We start from the raw sequence: 3,449 nt of genomic DNA, 5'->3' as shown, positions 1-3,449 counted from the left end.
ACCAGGGCCAGGTCTCCGGGCCGGTCCAGCGCGTCGTCCACGTACCGCAGCAGGCGGGCGACCGCGGCCGCGAAGAGCGGTGAGGCGTGCACGGAGGTACGGAAGTGGGCCCGCGGCGTCTCGCGTACGAAGAAGCCTGCTCCGTCATTCCCGTACAGCGCTTGCTCGGCTGCCGCCCGCCAGGTCCTCCACTCGTCCACGGCACCACGCTAGAGCGTGGCCGCTGCTTTGCGGACACGCACTGGAGCAGCAAGGCGGACCGTCTTCCTCCACCTTGCGGAGTAGGCGGGCGACCACGGATCGGTCGCCGGGCTGACTCCGGCACGTGCCCGGCCTTCATACGCTGGGTTATGTGAACCGCATTTACGATTTCATCCGCCGGCACCCCACCTGGGTGGACAGCTGCTGGGCTGTCCTGCTGCTGATGATGTCCGCGGTGTGGCTCATCTCGAGTGTGGAGAGCGACACCGAGGGTCTGCCGCAGGGCCCCAAGGAGCAGATCGCCGCGGTACCCATCGTGCTGGCGTTGTGCATGGTGGTCGCCCTGCGCCGCCGGTCCCCCGAGAAGATGCTCGTGCTCGCAGCCGCCACGGGCGTCGCCCAGGTGGTGACGCACGTCGACGTGGGGCCCAGCAACTTCGCCATGCTGGTCATCGTCTTCACCGTCGCCTCCCGCAACATCCGCTGGGCCTCGCTGTTCGCCCTGGTCGCGGCCCTGCTCGCGCCGACCATCGCCGCGCTCCGCTGGCCGGACGACAACCAGACGCTCGCCGGGGCGATCCTCGGCGACATCTTCATGACGGTCACTTTCCTGCTCGCCTGGGTGCTGGGTGACTCGCTGCGCACCCGCCGCGCCTATTACGCGCAGCTGGAGGAGCGCGCCACCCGGCTGGAGAAGGAACGGGAGGCGCAGACCAAGATCGCGGCCGCTGCCGAACGCGCGCGCATCGCACGGGAGTTGCACGACGTCGTCGCGCACAACGTCTCGGTGATGGTGGTGCAGGCGGACGGTGCCGCGTACGTGCTCGACTCGGCCCCGGACCAGGCCAAGCAGGCGCTGGAGACCATCTCCGGGACCGGCCGGCAGGCGCTCGCCGAGATGCGCCGCCTGCTGGGGGTGCTGCGTACGGGCGAAGGCATCGCGGGCGGTGGCAGCGGCAAGGACGGCGTGAACGAGTACGGGCCGCAGCCCGGCGTCGACCAGCTCTCCGAACTGATCGAGCAGGTGCGCGGAGCGGGACTCGAGGTGAACTTCGCCATCGAGGGCACACCGCGCCCGTTGCCCAGCAGCATCGAACTGACCGCGTACCGCGTCGTGCAGGAGGCGCTCACCAACTCCCGCAAGCACGGCGGCCCCGGCGTGGGAGCCACCGTCCGCCTCGCCTACGGCAACGAGGAGCTGTCCCTGCTCGCCGAGGACGACGGGCGTGGCGCGCAGCGCGACCTGTACGAGGACGGCGGCACCGACGGGCTCGGTCACGGCCTCATCGGAATGCGCGAACGCGTCGGCATGGTCGGGGGCAGCCTGGAGACCGGCCCGCGGCCCGGCGGGGGTTTCCGCATCAGCGCGGTGCTGCCGGTGAAGGCGGCGCACTGATGCGATCAGCCCTCCGCCGCCCGCTGCTCCGACCGCCGCAGACCTGACCCGCTGCCACCCCGCTGACCCGAATCCCCACCCCGAAGGGACCGCCCCCATGACCATCCGCGTGATGATCGTCGACGACCAGGTGCTGCTGCGCACCGGCTTCCGCATGGTGCTGGCCGCGCAGGAGGACATGGAGGTCGTCGCCGAGGCGGGGGACGGCGCCGAGGCGTTGGCACAGCTGCGCTCGACGACCGTGGACGTCGTGCTGATGGACGTGCGGATGCCGAACGTCGACGGCGTCGAGGCGACCGGCCGCATCTGCAACGGGGGCGAGGGCGGGGCGGGTTCGCCGAAGGTCCTGATCCTGACCACCTTCGACCTCGACGAGTACGCCTTCTCCGCGCTCAAGGCCGGAGCGAGCGGCTTCATGCTCAAGGACGTGCCGCCGAGCGATCTGCTCGCCGCCATCCGGGCCGTGCACAGCGGCGACGCCGTGGTCGCGCCGAGCACCACGCGCAGGCTCATCGACCGCTTCTCGACGGTGCTGCCCTCCACCACGCCGGAGCCCCTCTCCAGGGGCCTGGAACGGCTGACCGAACGGGAGACGGAGGTGCTGACCCTCGTCGCACAGGGCCTCTCCAACGGTGAGATCGCGGCGCAGCTGGTGCTGTCCGAGGCGACCGTGAAGACCCATGTGGGCCGCATCCTGGCCAAGTTGGAGCTGCGCGACCGGGTGCAGGCCGTGGTCCTCGCCTACGAGACCCGGCTCGTACAGGCGGGCGGCGGGGCGCAGTAGCCGGTCCGGCACCGACGTGCCGGACCGGAACCGGACGTCACCGCGGCAGGTACGAGAGGAAGCCGGCGACGGCCTCCCGCACGTCCTCGCGAGACCACGACATCCCGGGCCCGGCGACCGTCACCTCGTGCATCGCCAACCCGGGCGGCGCGCCCGCCGGTTCGGACCAGCGGCGGAAGAGCAGCGTCCCCGTCTCCTCCGCCTGCCGTGCTCCCGCCTCCGTCAACTCCCCTGCGCCGAAAGGCAGCCAGACCTGGAACTGGTGCGTGTGCGGCACCTGCGGCCACACGCGCCACCACGGCAGGCCCGCCTCTGCGAACGCCTCGTGCAGCGCGGCCGCGACGACCGTCGCATGCGCCACGTAGCCGGGCAGCCGGGGCAGTTCGCGCTCCAGCCCGGCGAGCGCCGCGAGCGCCGTTGGCCACTGCTGGAACAGCGTGCCCCCGTAGCGGTGCCGCCAGGCGGCCGCCTCCTCGATCACGGACGCCGGCCCGGCGAGAGCCGCTCCGGACAGCCCGCCCAGCGACTTGTAGAAGCTCACGTAGACCGTGTCGGCGGCGGCTGCGATCTCGGGCAGCGGACGCCCGAAGTGAGTGACGCACTCCCACAGGCGCGCGCCGTCGACGTGCACGACCGCGTCGCGTTCGCGCGCAGCGGCGACCGTGTCCGTCAGCTCGTCCCAGGACGGCAGTACGAACCCCGGCTCCCGCAGCGGCAGTTCGAGCATGAGAGTGCCGAACGGCTCGTCCAGGCCGTGTACTTCGGCGGGCGTCGGAAGGCGCGGCGCGTTCGTCGGATGGACGAGTCGGAGGCCGGCCAGCCGCCTCAGGGAGTCCCGCTCCCAGATCACGGGGTGGGCCAGCGGGTGGAGCGCCACGGTGCTGTTCCCGGTGCGTCCCGCCCAGCAGCGCAGCGCCACCTGCTGAGCCATGGTTCCGGTGGGGAAGAAGGCGGCGGCCTCCATGCCGAGGGCGGCGGCCGTACGCCGCTCCAGCTCGCCGACGACGCCGTCCTCGTTCCCGTACTGGTCCGTCCAGTCCGCGAAGTCGTACGCCGCCGCGCCCTCCT

3 protein-coding genes and 1 pseudogene are annotated in these 3,449 nt (G+C 71.8%); 2 read left to right on the top strand and 2 right to left on the bottom strand.

From position 1 onward, the window contains the following. Window positions 1-200: pseudogene (locus H5J26_RS29545) on the bottom strand (hypothetical protein); the annotation flags it as partial. Between the two features lie 152 nt (window positions 201-352). Here H5J26_RS29545 and H5J26_RS29540 point away from each other — a divergent pair. Then, complete coding sequence (locus H5J26_RS29540) at window positions 353-1,597, top strand: sensor histidine kinase (protein ID WP_181769028.1); 1,245 nt, start codon at window positions 353-355, stop codon at window positions 1,595-1,597. 97 nt (window positions 1,598-1,694) lie between these two features. Next, window positions 1,695-2,381, top strand: coding sequence for a response regulator (locus H5J26_RS29535; RefSeq protein ID WP_181769027.1), 687 nt, complete (start codon window positions 1,695-1,697; stop codon window positions 2,379-2,381). A 37-nt stretch (window positions 2,382-2,418) separates the two neighbouring features. Here the strand turns inward: H5J26_RS29535 and H5J26_RS29530 are convergent. Beyond that, a partial coding sequence (locus H5J26_RS29530) for a threonine aldolase family protein (RefSeq protein ID WP_181769026.1) occupies window positions 2,419-3,449 on the bottom strand: 1,031 nt, incomplete at its 5' end.

It is taken from the genome of Streptomyces albidus (ex Kaewkla and Franco 2022), assembly GCF_013870515.1.
Classification (GTDB): domain Bacteria; phylum Actinomycetota; class Actinomycetes; order Streptomycetales; family Streptomycetaceae; genus Streptomyces; species Streptomyces albidus.
The sequence above is the reverse complement of the archived record's forward strand: the minus strand, read 5'-3'. Positions and strand labels throughout refer to the sequence as shown.

Excerpts from the sequence above, each read along its gene's own strand:
- H5J26_RS29535 (WP_181769027.1), top strand. The coding sequence starts at position 1,695 with ATGACCATCCGCGTGATGATCGTCGACGACCAGGTGCTGCTGCGCACC.